Genomic DNA, 16,079 nt, shown 5'->3' on the forward strand with positions numbered 1-16,079 from the left:
CGGCACCTTAACTGCGATCAAACAAATCAAGGGTGCGCGCCCAAGCAATGTCTGCTTGGGTGGGGTCAAAATCATGGCCCCTGTCTGAGAAAAAGCCATGGCCTGCCGGATACAGATGAATGGGGACATGAGGGTGGGCCATGCGCACTTCTTCGACCAAACTTATAGGAATGCCCGGGTCATTGTCGCCATAATGCAGCTCAATCGGTGCTTGTGGTGTTTCAGCCAAGAACATGTTGATCATCCGGCCATAAAAGCCCGACGCCGCTGTGACGCCCGCGCAGCGACAGGCGGCCACCCAGGCAACCGTGCCGCCCCAGCAAAAGCCTGTGACAAAGGTTCGAGACTGGGTTTGACGCAACAGATCAATCGCTGCTTGGGTATCCGCTGCGACTTGATCCCAAGATGTCGCCCGTACCGCAGATAGGCCCTTTTGAATTCCATCCTGATCATAGGGAGCTGAAAAACCCGCTTCGATGCGGTCGAAATAAGCAGGGGCGACAACGTCAAAGCCGTCGCCAGCAAAGCGGGCACACAAAGCGCGGATATTGGCATTTAGGCCAAAAATCTCTTGCGCCACAACCAAACCGCCCCGGCGCTGTTCGCCTTTGGCGGGCTCAAACAGTGCCGGAATGCCGGTCGGAAGTTGGATCATCGCCATAGTTTATCCTCGCATTGCAGTGTCGAGTGTTTCTTCGGTGACCGGATAGCCAAGGTCTGAGCGGATCTTCAACACGCCATTTTCAATGATCGGTTGGACGATGCCCTGCGGGCGGGCGGCTACATCGGCTAAGGCTTGAGCCACGGTTTTGGACAGGGCCAAGAGCTCGAGGTTACGCGCCGTTGGAAAGATAATCTTGCGCCGGCCTGCGGCTAAGTCATCCAAAGCGGCCTGTGGCTTAATCCAGACCAGATCGACCGCTTCGCTGCCGTCTTGGACCCCGTCTTGCCCCGAAGGCACGGGGGTCAAATAAAAGCGGGTATCAAAGCGCTTATGCAGGGCTGGGGGCGGGATCCAACGCGCAAATGGGCGAAGGGCGCTGGTCGCAAGCTTTAGGCCATGGCCGCGCACCAAAGGCTGAAACAAAGTCGCATCGCGGTCCACGCGCTTGCGCATATCGGTTAGGTCTAGGGCTTGGGCACCGATCGGCTCACCATTGCGGGTGGCGAGCAAAATGCCGGTCTCTTCATAGGCTTCGCGAAGCGCAGCGACGCGGGCGGCGCGTTCATCGGCTTCTAAGCCTTCTAGGCCTTCGGCGGCCTCCAACCAGCCTTCATCAAAGTCTGCGGGATCAACTTTCCCGCCTGGCCACACCATCGCGCCGCCAGCAAAGCCGATATTGGCGTGGCGCTCTACCATCATGACTTCCAGCCCGTCCGCGCCATCGCGCACCAATAAAATTGTTGCAGCAGGAAATAAAGTGTCATCCATCTTGAGGTTTCCGTTTCGTCATGACCTTGCAAACTGCGCGGCGGCGTTCCACACGCTGTTTCATGAACGACCTTGTGACTCATGCCAAGCATCTTTTGAACCAATCTGGCCAACCCAAGCGGCGGGCAGTGCCCCGTGTTAGTCCCCAGCTGCATCAAGCCGAGCATGAGATGGTTGGGCCTGTAGGCGTGCAAATTGCCAGTTGGCATTTGCTAGGCCACCGCTTTGAAGAACCGCCTGTGTTGTTGGTCCATGGGTGGGAAGATGACACCAGTCTGTGGTCGCCCCTGATTGACTTGTTAAGTCAGCGTGGCCGTTCGGTGGTTGCCTTTGACTTACCGGGCCATGGCCATAGTGATGGGGATCGTTGCAGCTTGGAATTGGCGGCAGACGCCATTTTGGCTTTGCAAGCCCGCTTTGGTCCTTTCTCTGGGGCTGCCACGCATTCCTTCGGGGGGCCAGCTTTGGCCAAGGCCTTCCAACAAGGACTAGATCTGGCCCAAGTTGTATTGATCTCGCCCCCTGTCGTGCAAGCGCGCCAGTTTGAGCGGGCCTGGCGGCGCTATGGCGTGGAAGAGCCGATGATTGAAGCGGCCTTAGCGCTTGGTCAGGAGGAGGGCCGTTTCTTTGATCTGGCGGCGGCAGCAGCCACCATGACAGCCCACGCTTTGTTCATCCATTCCCTCGATGATGAGCAATGTCCAGCCTCAGAAGGTAAGCGCGCAGCAGAGGCTTGGCCGGGTGCGCGCTTTTGGCCCGTCGATGGGCTTGGGCACCGTGCCTTGGTACAGGATGAGGAAGTGGTCTCGATGGTTGCAGGCTGGTTGGACGCTTAAGGCGCCCCATAATCAGAGGCATCTCGCGCCGCCCGGTGGAAGGCAAGCCTGCCCGCATAGTCTCGTGGGTCTTTTTTGCGCACCAAGGCCCCATCCATTGGGGTCATCCAATCGACAAGGCGGGTAAGGAAGAAGCGTAAGGCTGCACCACGCGCCAATAGGGGCAGGGCCGCGCGCTCGGCCGCACTCAAAGGCCGCACACTTTCATAGCCGGAAATCAAAGCGCGGCCTTTAACAAGGTCAAATTCCCTGCCATTGGCTTCAAAGCACCACGCGTTCAGCATGACGGCCACATCATAGGCCAAAAAGTCATTGCACGCGAAATAGAAGTCGATCAGGCCACTAACCTGGTCGCCCAGAAACAACACATTGTCTGGGAATAGATCGGCATGGATGATGCCGCGGGGTAAATCGGTGGGCCAGTCTGATTTGAAGCGCTCGAGGTCACTTTGGATCGCTGCTGCTATGCCGGGCTCTAATGCTTCAGCATGACGCGAACGGCCCTTCCAAAGGCCAGCCCAGTTATCGGGACCCAAATCATTTGGACGCGACAGCGCAAACCCTTCGAGGGCTTGGTGTAAGTGCGCCAAGGCCGCACCTACGGCACGGGCGTGGCTTGCGGGGGGACGTTTGGAGGAGACCCCGTCTAAAAAGCTGCACAATGCTGTGGGCTTGCCTCTAATTGTTTGCACTATTTGGCCATCTTGGGTGCGAATGGGTCGGGCAGCGGGTAGGCCTGCATTCGCGGCCCGCTCCGTCAAGCCCAGATAAAAGGGCAAGTCTTCCAGCGCGACAGATTTTTCATAAATCGTCATGATGAAGCGGCCTTGGGCAGCTTCGACCAGGAAGTTGGAATTTTGAACCCCTTCGGCAATCCCTTTGAAGTTTCGCAACCCGTCCAAACCCCACCCTTCTAACAGGATCGCTAATTCTTCATCTGTGGGTTCGGTATAGACGGCCATGATTAACTATCGCACCTTTGCCGCCAGTCTGACAATCCAACCACCGCCTTGGGCTGGCATGGCGCGTACGGCTTGGCCATACTTAATCGCATCGCGCAATCGTCTGCCTACGGGCTGAAACAATGTTTCCCCACCGCCGGGTGTAGGTGGATCAAATTTGAACCACAGCTTAACTTCTTCCTCGCGCCGGTGATCCTGTAGGGCGGCTTCAACCAGGGCTAAGGCTTCAATCGCCCCTTTGCCGTTCAAATCAAAAACCTGAGAGACGTCGAAATTCTCGGTTGATAGAGCGTTAGCATCTTCGGGTTCGAAAAAAGGCAAGTTTATCAATCTCTGAGCAAAGTAGCTGAAGGAGTGGTGAATCATGCCCGAGGGCGTGAACCACCTGTTTACGTAAAAGGTACTGAAATTCATTTTATAGCAAGGTCTTGGGAAGATTCGATTCACTATCAGCCGTCACATTGTCCCTGCGAGCGGCCAAAATGGCCAATCGGTCGAAAAAGCACTTGGCCCAGAATGTGGTCAGTATGGTTAGGGGAATGACTAAAATGGCTTATGATATGAGCAGCACTTTAGAGGTCACAACGACCACCGAAGTTGAACCCAATGAAGCAGGTAGCGACCTATTTGCCTTGGGTCTGTCGCATGCAACGGGCGTTGGTGCCGACGTGGATTATGTCGAAGCGCATAAGTGGTTCAATATTGCTGCGATGCGTGGCGATAGCGAAGCCAAGCTGCGTCGTCAGGAATTAACCGCCATGATGACCCAAAGCCAAGTTTCGGCAGCCCAGCGCGCCGCACGCGAGTGGCTTCAGCGCACGGCCAACTAAATCGGTCTGGTCGCAGGCCGCACTTTGGCGGTCTGGTGCCCTTATTGGATGATGTTTGAGCCGATACTATAGTTGAAGCCGATGGTAATCGGCAGCGCGTCGCGCACGAATTGTTGGGTGAATTGCCCCAGTTCGGAAATGCGCGACTTCGGCACCCAAACAACGTCAAAACGGCGCAGGCGCGGCAATTCGGCCAAAAGGGCTTGGCTCGCCCAGACCGAGCGAAGGTCATAGACACGCATATAGGGCGTGCCCCCGGCACCACGGCGCAAAACCACAACCTCTTCGCGGCGTGCGCTATTCAAGAAGCCGCCGGCCGTTGTGATCGCTTGTAACGGGTCCATTTCCCCCGATAAATCATAGAGGCCGGGCTTAGCCACTTCGCCGCCCACAAAGAATTTTTGTGACGCAAAACTGTCGGGTGCAAGGGCAACGGCAGGATTGCGCAAATAGGCTGCATACAGTCCTTGGAGTTCCAGCTTCAAATCATCGGGCGTCCGATCCGCCGCCATGATGGCTTCCAACATCGGGGGATGGATTCGACCGTCTGGGGCAACGGTCAGTTTGCGGCTGAGCTCTGGTGCGCCAATCGATTGAAAATCGATGACATCGCCCGGAAAAAAGCGGTAAGTGTCATCTTCGGCGGTCCAGCTAGGAAAAGTTGGAATGGCGGGGAAATCCACTGTGGCAACGGGCCGTGGGGTTTGCCAATTTTTCCCCTCGGTGAGCAATGCATCCACATAGCCTCTTGGCGCACAGGCCGTCAGCGCGGTGCAGGCAAGAACCACCCAAGACCAGAGGATAGCGGTGGTTTTGGCACGCATGAACAGGCTCCCTCTCGTGGTTGGCAATAGCCTGTTTCTTAGAAACCCAATCGTTAAACGTTTCGTTAATGGATAATGGTTGATTAACGTTTGGAGGAAGCAAAATGCTTTGCCAAACGTCCTGACGCGCGGAATTTAGAATGACCTATCACACAGGCCCAAGCTATCCCCGCTCTGGCGGCTATGAGCCGACAGGCGGCGCGCGCCCACAGCTTGATCTCGCAGATTGGATCAGTCTTCTCTGGCGCGAAAAATGGCTTATGATTATTGTTTTTATTGTGATTTCTGGGCTTGGGATCACCTTCGCGACCACGCTTCAAAAGAATTATACCGCCAATGCGCGGCTCTCGATCCTCTTAGGGCAGGAATATGTGTTCACGCCGCGTGTGGGTGCGGCGGGGGAAGGGGCGGCCCCAAAGCAAGAACAAATCGTCCAATCTGAAGTCGAAGTTATCAAGTCAGCACAAATCGCCGAACGTGTGATTCGTAAAATCGGCTTGGATCGCCTGTTCAATCCCGAAGATATTCAGATCACCCAAGGCCCTGACACGCCTGAGCGCCGCATTGCTTTTGGTGTTGATCAGTTCCAGCGAAATTTTTCTGCCGAGGCCTCAGCCAATACAACGGTGATTAAACTTGGTTATCAAAGTAAAGACCCCGTCATTGCTGCTAAGGTGTTGAATACGATGATTGATGAGTATTTGACCTATCGGCGAGAGGTCTTGTTTGAGGATCAAACAGGCGCATTAAGACTGCAGCGTAACGAGTTTGATACGCGTTTGCAGGAATTAGAGGCAGAGATTACCGCCTTCTTGGGCGCAAATGGAGTGGCAGATTTTGAGGGGGAGCGCGCCGCCGTACAATCCCTCCTTGCAACCGCGCGAGCCGATCTGTTGAACGTTCAATCGCGTCAGCGCGAGGCAGAAGGCCGCTTTGCCGCCAGCGACCGCAGCTATCGCAGCGAGCCACGTGAGGTGCGTCTATCTTTTGAGACGGATAATTCCCGCCGCCGGATTGAACTGGCGAGCCAATTGGCCGAGCTGCAAACCCGCTATACCGAGCAAAGCCAGCCCGTGCAGGATATGCGCCGCCGGATCGAAGCCTTGGATGAACTCTTGGGCTCCGAACAGGGGCGGGCAGCGGGGACGACCAAGACCGGGGCCAATCCGGTTCGCGATACTTTGGCAGCCGACCGCGCCCGCAATGCGGCTGAGGTTGAAGCTTTGACTCAACGCGAAGCCATCTTGGAAGCTCAGGTTGCCCAATTGCAGGCCCGCGCCATCCAATTAAGTCAAGTAAAGCCTTTATTTGATGATTTGATGCGCCGCAAAGCAATCTTGGAAGAACAAGTCAAACAATTCTCAACCCGAGAAGCATCTTCTCAAGCCCAAAATGAACTCAGCCGCACCTCTAATGAAAATATTCGGGTCATTGAACGTGCTAATGTGCCGACTCGTGGCAAGAGCTGGAAGAGGGAAGTAGCAATGCTCTCTGTCTTCTTCGCGGCTCTTACGGCACTGGCGGTTGGTTTAATGCGGGCATTCTCGCGGACAACCTTCCCAACTCCATCCTCGATCGGTCGGACTTTGAGTCTTCCGATCTTGGCGACGGTGACACGCTAAGGCGGCATAAGGGCTTGTTTGAGTTGGGGTCTGGATGGGAAGCATTCAAGGACAGATGAACGGAGTCTGGTCTGCTGTTGCCGCTGCAACAGGGGGGGCGGGCGCTGCTGTCATGTTCGTGGGTGCCAAACACGATGTTGGAATTTCCGAAGTTGCTCGAGCCTTTGCTAAGCTGGCTGCCGAGCGAGCTGCAAAGTCTGCATGGCTGATTGATTTGGACTTCTTTGGTCCTGGCCAATTCACCGCTCTTGGCGGAACGACAGCCAATTTTAAAGGCCCATTCGATATGACGTTTGGCGTCACGCCGTTCTGGCGCGCCCAACCCCGTACGCCAGAGGGGGCACAGGGCGAGGGTGCCGTTGTTAGCTATAAGACCACCATTCCAAAGCTTTATGTCAGCCGCTTTAATCGGGCCGCTTTAGCGAGTAATCAGAAACTCCAAGTGGCACCTGCACCCGATTATTGGCGCGCGGTTCGTCGCGCAGTCGATTTGACCATTGTTGATGCGCCGCCTTTAGAACAATCGCGCGCGGGCTTAGCATTGGCCGCGGACATGGACGGTGTCATCCTGGTTATCGATGGCAATCGAAGTGATGTGCGCGAGTCACTTGATCTGCGTGACGAGGTCTTGGGCCGCGGTGGACGCTGTCTCGGAATCGTGGTGACTGGACAGGCAAGTCCAGTCCTGTCCTTAAGCCGAAATCGCTAATATGGTCGCATCAAAACTGTCGTTGCGCTGGGACATGGCTCTATTGGCTCTGGCTGTTGCCTGTTTCAGCGCTGGTTTCTGGCGCCTCTGGCCGGGGGCTGCAGGCTTAGAAGAAGCGCCGCTAGGAACCCTGATATTAAAGGCCGGTGTTGCCTCGATGGGCCTTGTCGCTTTTGCTGTGCGTTGGGAGGCTTTGGCCCCAATCCTTGTGCGACGCTTAGACGGCTTGCTTTTGGTTAGCGTCAGCATGGCTTCAGCGGCGTGGGCCATGGCTCCGGCCCTCGCCCTACAGCACGGCATTTTGCTTTTGTTGGTGTGGGTATTTGGCTTAACACTGGCCGCCCGCCTCAGCGCTGCGGATTTGGCCTTTACGGCGGGATTTGCAGGGGCTTTGGCCATTGTCGCCCATGCGGTTGCAGCGCGCGGTTTGCCGCCTGCGACTTCGCTGGATGGTGATTTGGCTTATGCGGTGTGCGCGGCTTTGTGGGCTAGTACGGCTGCAACCAAATGGCGTTGGGTTTGGCTGGCTTGGGCGGTGGCTCTAGGCGCACTGGCTCTGGTCTTGGGCGATTTGGTGGTAGTTTGGGCTGCAGGAATGGGCCTGTTAGCAACTGCTCTTGGCTATGGTCTGCGCTGGATTTCGGCCCGCCGCCCTTGGACACCGATCGATATCGCCATCACCTTGGCCTGTTCGATCCTCACCCTAACCTTGCTTGGTTTATTTACACCCCTGTCACTCTCCTCCGACCCCTTGGGGGCGATCAATTGGACTGGGTATGGCTTTGGGGTGGCTGGAGCCTCGGTTGGGGCGGCATTTGGGCAAGGTCTCGGTGTGTTGGGGCTTGGATTGGCTGCACTTTGGGCGATTATCGCCACGGTGCGTCTGGCGCTCGACCGCCGCGGCTCAGATCTGGAAGGGGCTGTGCTGTTTGGTGTGTGGGCTGCGGGGATTACTACCCTATTAGGGGCACCAGGCGACGTTTCTGTCTTGGGTCCGTGGGTCCTGTTATTAGCTGGCTTAAGCTTTGGCGTTGGTGTCGCGCCGTTGGCGGTGGCCCCACCACCCCAAAGAACACAAGTGGCGCAACGGGGGGCTTCTGCTAAGCAATCCATTCCAGCGCCATCGGTGCAAGCGCGGCCGCGCCCCGCGACACGCCAGCGCCTTAACTAAGCGCGTCTGCCGCCCATAAAGCCCGCCACAGCCGCGCACCTTGTGCACGAAGAGCCAAAGGCAGAGCTTCGGACAAAACCAAGGCCTTCACGATGGATTTAATCCATGCCCGTGCTGGCAGGCGCGCCAGCATCCGGGCAAGCTTGGTTCCAGGCAAAGTGCCCATAGAAGGATGCCGTTCAACCATCTTGCGGAAATTCGGGCCTGCTGAGGCAAACTTATCCAATAAGGTTGCCGCATCATCCAAGCCTAAATGTGTGGCCGGAATATCGACATGGCGAACCCGGTGGCCCTTGGCGTCTGCCCGAAGCGCCCAATCAACATCTTCCCAGCCCCAACCCGAAAAGCCGGAGTCAAAGGGGGTTTCATCCAAAATGGCTTTGCGCACCATCAGATTGGAGGTCGCAACAGCTAAGGCACCGCGTTCTTGCCGCTCGCTGGCAGAGGCGCAATCGGACTTTTCGGCAACCAATTTAGCCAACGCCAAAGCAGCACAATCTGCAATTTGTAAGGTGGAAAATCCGCCATAAGCAATCTCAATATCCGGGTCGCGCGCCAGTTCCAACCAATCCGACACAAAGGTGGCTGTATCGGGTGCCATATCCGAATCGAGGAAAAGGATGACCGGTGCCTGCGCGGCTGCGATCAAACGGTTGCGGGCTGCCGAACGGCCTTGATTGTGATGCAAGCTTATCAGGCTGGCGGGCACAGATAGGCCATGCAGTAAGGCTTCGAGCTTAGAGGTAAGGGTCGGGTCGGCTGACCCATCATCCACCAGGATGAGTTCGACGGCTTGACCTGCCATTTGGCCCGATAGGCTTTCAAGCAAGACATTGGGATCATTGCGAAAAAAGGGCGTGGCAATGCTGAGAACGATGGGGCCTTCGGCCTTGACGCCATTGGTGAAGATCGTTTCGCTCATGAAGTCCCCGCGTGCGGCCGGAGGCGGGTCCACAGGGATTTGGCAAGGTCGCGGGCACCGGCCACATCTAACAGCACGACAAAAACCCCATAGCTTAGGGCCCCTAAGCCCCCTTTCAACACGATGTCTTGGAAAGCTCCAAAGCTCGGAAGGGCCATCACTACACCCGCCATGAGGGCGCAGGCCAATGCGATTTTGGCGGTTTCAAACAGAGGGATCGGCAACGCCACATAGCGACGGCCGATCCAAGCCAATAGTGTCATGCCTAAAGCATAGGCTGCTACATTGGCATAAGCTGCCCCCATCAAGCCAAATTTCGGCAGCAGCAGCACATTGAGGCTGAGGCTGGTGACCACGGGCACCAAGAGCAAGAGGGCGCGTTGCAAGGCCTTTTTCGACAGCATAAAGGCTTCCGAAAAGTAATCGCACATGCCCGCCAAGAGAGCTGAAAACGCAATCCAAGGCACAACTTGGATCGCGCGATCGCGCAGAGCTTCCCCGATTAGGATCTCGCAAATAGGTGTGGCAAGCAGACAGAGCCCCAAGGCCGCGGGCGCGCCGATACCAAGGCGGACGACATAGCCTTGATGGGCGGCCTTTACGGCTTCGGTTGGGCCGCCACGTTCGTAAGCGGCAATCAGGATCGGTGTAACGGCGGTAGCACCCCAGGTGAAAATAATGTCGAGGATGCGTGCCCCAACTTGATAGCCTGCCGAATAGGCCCCCACGTCACCTTCGCCCAAAAAGGCTGCGATGACAAAGCGGTCGCCACTGGTTAGGGCGAGACTCAGGACAAGTCCGCCCGCCAAGGGTGCCCCATAGGCGAAGTAGGCCTTGGCGCGGGTGGGCTCTAGCGAACCCTTACGCGCGGCAAACCAAAGGGCCGGTCCTTCAATTGCAAGAACCACCACAGACGCAATCAACATGCCGATGAATGGACCCTCAGGCCCCATAGCAAGGAAGATCACGCAGCCAATACCTAACCCAAAGGCGAGTAAGGTATGGAGGGTATCAACCACAGCAAAGCGCTTGGCCTCTTGGGCCATACGCCGGGTTTCTAAAGCAATTTTGATCAAGGAGCGGGTAATGACGCTGCCAAAGGCTGCGGCGACGACGATTTTCAGACTGAGGTCTGCCGGCCACACGACTAGAATTGCGATAGACATGAGCGCGAATGCCCCGGCACACCAGCTGAATAAGGTGATTAAGGTCGCAAAATGGGCTGGCTTTTCGCCTTTCTCAGCCGCATCGGCATAAAAGCGCGCCGCTGCCGCCTCAATCCAAACCACCGACAGATATTGCGCTAAGGTCATGGCCGCATAGACCAAAGTATAGCGGCCATAATCATCATCGCTCAGCAGGCGTGTGAGGATCGCGACCATCCCAAAGCTGGCCACGGCTTGGGCCAAGTTTGGGATCAAATAGGCCATAAGGTGACGGCTCATCATCCCCGGTGCCCTCGTATGTCGAGGAAAGTGGACGGAAAGCTCACCGGACCGAACCTTTGTCGCCTAATAAGGCGGGCAAGGTCCGCACCATGATCCACAGGTCAAGCCACAAATTGGCATCGCGAATATAGGCGAGGTCATAGGCAACACGTTGGGCTACTTCCTCGGCACTATGGACAGGCCCGCGCGACCCATGAATGGCTGCCCAGCCTGTCATGCCGGGCTTAATCCGATGGCGATGAGCATATTCGGCGACTAGAGCTTCGCTATGTTCATTGCCGGTTTTCATCCCAATCGCGTGAGGGCGTGGTCCTACCAGAGACATGGTGCCAGCCAACACGTTGAACAATTGCGGCAATTCATCCAAAGACGTCGCACGGATAAAGCGCCCGACGCGGGTGACGCGTGGATCATTCTGCATCACTTGTTGGGCTGCGCAGGCATCGGTTGTCTCGACGCGCATCGAACGGAATTTCCAGCACTCAAAGGCTTGGTTGTTAAAGCCATGCCGCTTCTGGCGGAAGAAGATTGGGCCTTTGCTGTCCAGTTTGATCGCCACGGCAATCAAGGCCATGACTGGGCTGACGAGCACCAGGAAGAGGGTGCCTAGGCCGAGGTCCTGCATCCGCTTCCAGAAAGCGCGCTTTGCGTCTTCTGGCGCGCCGGAGACATAAGCGACAGGGCGATTGCCAATTCGACCAATCGTTGTCCCGTCACTGTCAAAGCCTTGCATGTCAATCGCCAAGACGACCTTATTGGGCATAGCGCGCAATTTGGTCACCAATTGAAGAACCCGGTTCTGCGCCGTGCTGGAGACAGCTACAATCACCCGGTCAATAGTGGGCAAGTGCGGCCAGCTCATCAGGTCATCAAGATCGCCCAAAAGCTTGACATGGTTTGGGAGGGGCTCTGCCCGGTCCAATCGATCATCAAACACGCCCAGAACCGAAATATCGCCAGAGGCTTTGGCCTCTTCAATCAGCTTGTGGGCAAGGGGTGTCGCCCCAACAATCACCACATTTAAGGAAAAAAGGCCTGCCCGGTTCATCGCTCCCAAGACAAGGGCTGCAAAGAAGTGCAGGGAAACAATCGTAGATCCCGCCAAAAGTGTTGCAATACTTGCCTCCCACGCGCCAACTTCTGCAGCGCGACCAACTGCGACGGCGACCAAAGCCCCGATGGCTGCACTCGAGGGTAGAGCCAAAAAAACCGCCCCAAGTGTTTTGACGCCATGCGTGACCGCCAAAGGCTCTGTGTCAAAGCGATAAAGATCATGCTCCCGCAAAATCCACCAAAGGCATAAGCTGCCCAGAGCCATGGGCAAGAAGGCGCTTAAGGGGGCGGTCAACACATGATCGTCTGTGACCACTTTCAGCACATGGGTCATCACCAGCAAGATGACGCCAATATCGACAATCCCGAGTGCCCGGCCAAAGCTTGAGCGGTACCAGCGGGCACCGCGAGCGGCTTTCCGTGCCATAACAATGGGCTGGTCGCCGACAATGTCGTCTCTATACTCAACCCGTGCCATTGGCGAGGTGCTCCTTAATCTATGCGTTTAGCAGGATTGGGTAGACGCCCTCTTAACGAAACCAGGCCCAATGCAGGTGCCAAACGGCTGTGTGCAGCTTCACTGATGTGATGCTCTTGCTCTGTCCCCTTTTGTCGGGCTATCAGGCGTGTGTGCGGAGACGTGGCCGAGAGGCTGAAGGCACTCGTTTGCTAAATGAGCGTGCTCCAAAAGGGCACCGAGGGTTCGAATCCCTCCGTCTCCGCCAGTTTTTCTATTTTTGCGTTATTTTTCAATAGCTTACAGAAGTGCGAAATCTGTACCCACGACTGTACCCACGAAATTTTTCGCTAGGGCACTGCAAAATGTCCACCTACTACGCAGTTTGATCGTTCCGTTTCGATGTGTTTCGAAGCGGGGTGAGAGACTTCGGGAAAAGCTTATTTGTTCTGATAGCTCGTTTTGGTCTAACAAAAACTGGACAAGCGGCGGTGTCGAATCGAAGTTAAACATGTTGAAGCCACAATTTCTTGATGCTCAGAGGAAAAAGTCTAAGCGACTATCACTGACTAGCCCGTTCTTGCGGCGCTTGATTAGCAGTCTGGTGGCCGACGCACTCTTCGAATTCTATGGTGGCACGGTGTCAATGAGATGCTTGCAATCGTCAATTGCTGTTAAGCGGTTGCTCGATATCTACGGGATAAAGTCGAAGAATTTCATCGGTGATATATGTCTTCTGGAGGCATCCGAAGATGGAAGCCTATGCACGTGGGGCGGTTTCTGGAAGGACCATTATCACGTTTGGACAATAACCGAGTACGGTGAACGGGTCGATTTAACGGTTGCCGAATTGCATAACCACCCCGCTTCATCTCGAAGTTGCTGGGCCAAACTTCCTTCGATTTGGTGGGATAACATCCAGGAATCAGTCGCGCCGCTGATTTATCTGGAAGATGCGCCAGTGGACCCCGGCATAGGAAGTTACGAGCTAAAGGAAGAACTGGCTGAATTTCTGGAATTAGTTGATCAGAAGCATTTTGATGCTTTGAAGAGCAAGACTGCTGATCAAATCATATCGATTGATCAGGTTTCGAAGTCATCTGATTTGCGGCAGCTCGAAATTGACGGCCATCCATGGGCTAAGGCAGCTGGTCGGTTTTTGGAGATTGGCTTACCACCTTTGCCCGAGTGGATTATCAGCAGACAGGCTGCTATCAAAACAGCACACATGCAAGGCAAGCCTCGACCGTCGATAAGGGCAAACTTGCGCCAGTTTCGAAGAACCGGATGAGCAACCGGTTACTTGACTAACGCTCGACACCCATCGCCCGCCCGATAGTCTGTCCAATGGCCAGCTCCTGTCCTGCTTGTACGGCCATGGCCGCATAGCCCACCCCGCGATTGATGATCGCGTGTTTGCCCAGACTGGTCGTGACATGCCCTTCAACGAAGCCTTCGGCCCTGCCATAGCTGATGTGACCGGGCGCCGTGATCCCGAGGTCGCGGGCCATCACGTACTTCAACTCCGCTTCGCGCAGTTTGGCCCAGGCTTTTGGCTCATATCCTAGCCCCTGGCCTTGGGCGATCGCCTGGCCGGATCTCACAATGTGATCGGCGCGCGCCTTGAGGACCGCCTCGACTTCTGCCCCCATGTGCGTCGAAGTGGCAGCGTTCGCACTCAACTGGCCGCGCCGCATCAGTTCGACATCAAGTGGCGTCAGCCGCTCGATGGTTGGGTCAAACGCGATAACTCGGGATGGCTTCTGAGGGGATGAAGGCGTGTCGAAAGCAGCCTCGACCGGTGCCTCGCGCCTTGGGGCCTCTCGCTCAACTTTGGTGCCAGAGAGCCCCGTCAACGCCTCCAATTGTTTGGCTGCCCAGTGTGACCGGATTTGGTCCTGAGCCGCTTGTAGCCGGTCCAGTCTGCCCTTCCAGCTATCGACAAACTGTACCCCATCCTGCGTGTCCGCTTCCACCAGATTGAGGCGGGTGAGGTGAGCAATGCGAGCACGCGTGACCGCGCCAAAGGTGTCATGCCGATCAATCTCTGCGCGTGGGACAGTGCCGTCATTAGCCGCTGCCAGCTTCTCCAGCTTCATATCAATGTCGGTCCAGCGGTCGGCAGTGGCGCGCGCATACAGACCGCGTTCTGCTTCCGAGCGGCTCTGATCGCCGAGCAATTCATGCGCACGATCTTCGGCATGGCCGCGAATGCCATAGCTGATGACTTTGCGCGGGATCACTAGATCGCGACCATTGGCGCGCCTGCCACGGATCAGCACATGGGCATGGGGCTGGTCTGTATCATGGTGGTTGATCGCGATCCAAGACATCTCCGGCTCGCGCAAATCACTAGCCACGCGCTCCATCACATCCCGGATATAAGCGTCCATATCATCAATTTTGTCGCCATGTTCCGGGCTGATGATCAGGCGAAAATGATGCCTGTCGCCATCCCAGGACGCGCACGCCTCATGCACATGATCGCGCTCCAGCCCGCCCTCTGGTCCGTAAAAACCTGTTTCGGTTCCATCAGTGCCCATGCCTTCACGGGCCAGATAACGTAGATGTCTCGACACGGCCTGACCCGCATTTTTGGCTCCGCCAGCGCCACCGTGACGGCCCAAAAAGGCCTTCACAATGACCCGCTGCCGGGCACCCACATAGAGCGCAGGCCCATCGCCGGAGCGGCCAGTTGAAGCCCCAACAGAGCCACCCCGAGCACCCCCGCCAAACATCTTTCCAGTCGCCAGTCGCCGCGCAATCGAGGCCTTCACACCCATCCCTGATGCAGGCTTCAAGCGATTGGGCAGACGTGGCGAAACATCCTCTGGATCATCCCGCAAGCGGCGCTCAATCATCTGGCGCAAGGGCAGGGCGTCCAGTCTAGCTGGCTGTTCACCGTTGCTCTGTCCTGCCATCCGACCCATCGCCAGCCCCTCCAGAACGCCGCCAAATGTAAGTCATCAGCGGCGTTTCAGCAGTAAGTCATGGCAAGTCATGAGGCGCAACACAAAACACCTAAAACACGAATAATATCATGAAGATACGAGCCTCACGACTTACCCTCTTTTATCTTGCCCCCGTTCCTGTTTCATAGTGTTTCGTAAGTCATGTGTTTTGGGATTACGTCTTGTGCCAGGGCGAGAGGAAAAAGCCCTGTTTGCTCATGACAGTTGCAGCTGCCTCATCCAAAGCGATCACCGCCCGGCTCAAAGCCATGTACTCAGGACCACCGGCACGGTAGGTCTGGGACATGGCAAGCAGCTCTTCACGATAGGGGCGCAGCTTGTCGAACGCCTCTTCGGGAAAGATCAAACCCTGCTTTTTGCGATGAACCATACTTGGAGTATGTTCATGTTACGTTCGATAGCATTGGGGCAGTGACAGGTCTGCGGATTTGAGCTGTGGACAGGCACGCAAAGCGGCACGGGACACAAGCTCAAATCCCGCGCGCAGACAAGCAAAAGGGCGAAGCTGTGAAGCTCCGCCCTTGGTATGAATGGTGGCTGCTGGCCTGTGGTGGGAGGCCGCCTAAGCGGCGACCTCCATCGGCAGTTCGGCATCGGCGGACTCGGCCTTTGGTTTCGCGCGGGCGAGGATCTCGAGTTCTGCGAAGGGGCCGAGCACGAACTCGACGACGTAGCGGGTGCGGCCTTTGTCATCGTCGTAGGATCCTGGGCGGATGCGACCGAGAAGGCGAACCCGGCTCCCCTTCTGAACCATCGCTTCAATGCGGGCGATGAGCGCGGGGGCAAAGACAGTGACACGATGCCAGATTCTATGAGCAAGGACGGCGTCTGAACGAAGCAG

Annotated in this window: 17 protein-coding genes and 1 tRNA gene; 7 read left to right on the plus strand and 11 right to left on the minus strand. The window is 56.3% G+C overall.

All coding sequences use genetic code 11. The annotated features are described in order from the left end of the window. Positions 1–7: 7 nt before the first annotated feature. Both B7364_RS12490 and B7364_RS12495 read right to left on the minus strand, forming a co-directional pair. Positions 8–655, minus strand: coding sequence for a dienelactone hydrolase family protein (locus B7364_RS12490; RefSeq protein ID WP_157893684.1), 648 nt, complete (start codon positions 653–655; stop codon positions 8–10). Positions 656–664: 9 nt separating this feature from the next. Then, on the minus strand, positions 665–1,432 hold the full coding sequence (locus B7364_RS12495) for an NUDIX hydrolase (RefSeq protein WP_085340374.1): 768 nt from the start codon (positions 1,430–1,432) through the stop codon (positions 665–667). A 20-nt stretch (positions 1,433–1,452) separates the two neighbouring features. Between B7364_RS12495 and B7364_RS12500 the strand changes: the two genes are divergently transcribed. Continuing rightward, complete coding sequence (locus tag B7364_RS12500) at positions 1,453–2,268, plus strand: alpha/beta fold hydrolase (RefSeq protein ID WP_085340375.1); 816 nt, start codon at positions 1,453–1,455, stop codon at positions 2,266–2,268. On the opposite strand, the gene thrB is transcribed toward B7364_RS12500, so the two are convergent. Beyond that, positions 2,265–3,230, minus strand: a complete 966-nt coding sequence (thrB, locus tag B7364_RS12505) for a homoserine kinase (protein ID WP_085340376.1) — start codon at positions 3,228–3,230, stop codon at positions 2,265–2,267. The two genes, B7364_RS12500 and thrB, sit on opposite strands and share 4 nt — an antisense overlap. 6 nt (positions 3,231–3,236) lie before the next feature. Further along, positions 3,237–3,551 (minus strand): hypothetical protein, encoded by a 315-nt coding sequence (locus tag B7364_RS12510; RefSeq protein WP_157893685.1) that lies wholly within the window; start codon positions 3,549–3,551, stop codon positions 3,237–3,239. Positions 3,552–3,769: 218 nt separating this feature from the next. On the opposite strand from B7364_RS12510, the gene B7364_RS12515 reads away from it, so the two are divergent. Next, entirely contained in the window at positions 3,770–4,060 is a 291-nt protein-coding gene (locus tag B7364_RS12515; protein ID WP_232780903.1) for an SEL1-like repeat protein, read from the plus strand. 41 nt (positions 4,061–4,101) lie between these two features. Here the strand turns inward: B7364_RS12515 and B7364_RS12520 are convergent, their stop codons facing one another. Continuing rightward, positions 4,102–4,884: a polysaccharide biosynthesis/export family protein gene (locus tag B7364_RS12520; protein WP_085340378.1), complete on the minus strand. Its 783-nt coding sequence runs from the start codon at positions 4,882–4,884 to the stop codon at positions 4,102–4,104. Between the two features lie 140 nt (positions 4,885–5,024). On the opposite strand from B7364_RS12520, the gene B7364_RS12525 reads away from it, so the two are divergent. The 3 genes from B7364_RS12525 to B7364_RS12535 are packed head-to-tail and all read left to right on the plus strand — an operon-like array spanning position 5,025 to position 8,386. Next, positions 5,025–6,506, plus strand: coding sequence for a GumC family protein (locus tag B7364_RS12525; protein ID WP_085340379.1), 1,482 nt, complete (start codon positions 5,025–5,027; stop codon positions 6,504–6,506). Between the two features lie 55 nt (positions 6,507–6,561). Then, positions 6,562–7,215 (plus strand): P-loop NTPase family protein, encoded by a 654-nt coding sequence (locus tag B7364_RS12530; RefSeq protein WP_085340380.1) that lies wholly within the window; start codon positions 6,562–6,564, stop codon positions 7,213–7,215. A 34-nt stretch (positions 7,216–7,249) separates the two neighbouring features. Then, positions 7,250–8,386: a hypothetical protein gene (locus B7364_RS12535; protein ID WP_198534237.1), complete on the plus strand. Its 1,137-nt coding sequence runs from the start codon at positions 7,250–7,252 to the stop codon at positions 8,384–8,386. On the opposite strand, the gene B7364_RS12540 is transcribed toward B7364_RS12535, so the two are convergent. The 3 genes from B7364_RS12540 to B7364_RS12550 are packed head-to-tail and all read right to left on the minus strand — an operon-like array spanning position 8,379 to position 12,287. Next, on the minus strand, positions 8,379–9,308 hold the full coding sequence (locus B7364_RS12540; protein ID WP_085340382.1) for a glycosyltransferase family 2 protein: 930 nt from the start codon (positions 9,306–9,308) through the stop codon (positions 8,379–8,381). The genes B7364_RS12535 and B7364_RS12540 overlap by 8 nt on opposite strands. Beyond that, complete coding sequence (locus B7364_RS12545; protein ID WP_085340383.1) at positions 9,305–10,756, minus strand: oligosaccharide flippase family protein; 1,452 nt, start codon at positions 10,754–10,756, stop codon at positions 9,305–9,307. Before B7364_RS12545 ends, B7364_RS12540 begins: the two co-directional genes overlap by 4 nt. A 40-nt stretch (positions 10,757–10,796) precedes the next feature. Further along, positions 10,797–12,287 (minus strand): exopolysaccharide biosynthesis polyprenyl glycosylphosphotransferase, encoded by a 1,491-nt coding sequence (locus B7364_RS12550; protein WP_106407631.1) that lies wholly within the window; start codon positions 12,285–12,287, stop codon positions 10,797–10,799. Positions 12,288–12,443: 156 nt separating this feature from the next. Here B7364_RS12550 and B7364_RS12555 point away from each other — a divergent pair. Continuing rightward, positions 12,444–12,534 (plus strand) — tRNA-Ser (locus B7364_RS12555). Between the two features lie 243 nt (positions 12,535–12,777). Beyond that, positions 12,778–13,557, plus strand: a complete 780-nt coding sequence (locus B7364_RS12560) for a hypothetical protein (RefSeq protein WP_085340384.1) — start codon at positions 12,778–12,780, stop codon at positions 13,555–13,557. Positions 13,558–13,573: 16 nt separating this feature from the next. Here the strand turns inward: B7364_RS12560 and B7364_RS12565 are convergent, their stop codons facing one another. The 3 genes from B7364_RS12565 to B7364_RS12575 all read right to left on the minus strand — a co-directional run. Then, a complete protein-coding gene (locus tag B7364_RS12565) occupies positions 13,574–15,196 on the minus strand; it encodes a DUF3363 domain-containing protein (protein ID WP_157893686.1) in 1,623 nt (540 codons plus the stop codon). 196 nt (positions 15,197–15,392) lie between these two features. Next, positions 15,393–15,608, minus strand: coding sequence for a hypothetical protein (locus B7364_RS12570; protein ID WP_085340386.1), 216 nt, complete (start codon positions 15,606–15,608; stop codon positions 15,393–15,395). A 192-nt stretch (positions 15,609–15,800) separates the two neighbouring features. After that, the coding region (locus B7364_RS12575) for a single-stranded DNA-binding protein (RefSeq protein WP_157893687.1) at positions 15,801–16,079 on the minus strand (279 nt) is incomplete at its 5' end.

The organism is Aquidulcibacter paucihalophilus, from assembly GCF_002105465.1.
In the GTDB taxonomy this organism is placed as follows: Bacteria; Pseudomonadota; Alphaproteobacteria; order Caulobacterales; family Aquidulcibacteraceae; genus Aquidulcibacter; species Aquidulcibacter paucihalophilus.